The following is a 415-nucleotide window of genomic DNA, read 5'->3' as shown; positions in this document are numbered from 1 at the left end:
GTTATGGATGTGGGTAAGATTAACTTCTTTGCTTAAATGCTACCACACTCTGAAAAAACTACTAACTGGAGAGGCAGATAGGGACTAACATTCTTGGATGTTATGCGATTAATTTCGTAATTCGTCTCTCATCGTCGTAATAAAAAATCTAGCTTTAAACGGCTAGATTTTTTGTTTTGTATTATTGTTGATTTCAACAATAATTGATATTATGTGGTTTGCTCCCGCTATCTTTGTCGGTACCAAAATATGTTATAATGAAAGTCTTAAACATGGGTGTCAGCAATTTGCTGGCATTTTTTATCTAATATTTTCTAGTACTATGGTAAAATTTAATAAGAAAAGAGGAGATGTAGTGGTAACAGATTTTTGGAACAATTTTTGGATGGTTGTAGTCAGTTCATTAAGTTTAAGT

General features: G+C 32.0%; 1 protein-coding gene. It reads left to right on the top strand.

All coding sequences use genetic code 11. From position 1 onward, the window contains the following. Positions 1-211: 211 nt before the first annotated feature. Positions 212-415 (top strand): hypothetical protein (locus I6F21_RS38160; protein WP_225184438.1); only part of this gene is annotated, 204 nt, incomplete at its 3' end.

Source organism: Bradyrhizobium sp. NBAIM03, from assembly GCF_020194055.1.
Classification (GTDB): Bacteria; Pseudomonadota; Alphaproteobacteria; order Rhizobiales; family Xanthobacteraceae; genus Bradyrhizobium; species Bradyrhizobium yuanmingense.
The sequence above is the reverse complement of the archived record's forward strand: the minus strand, read 5'-3'. Positions and strand labels throughout refer to the sequence as shown.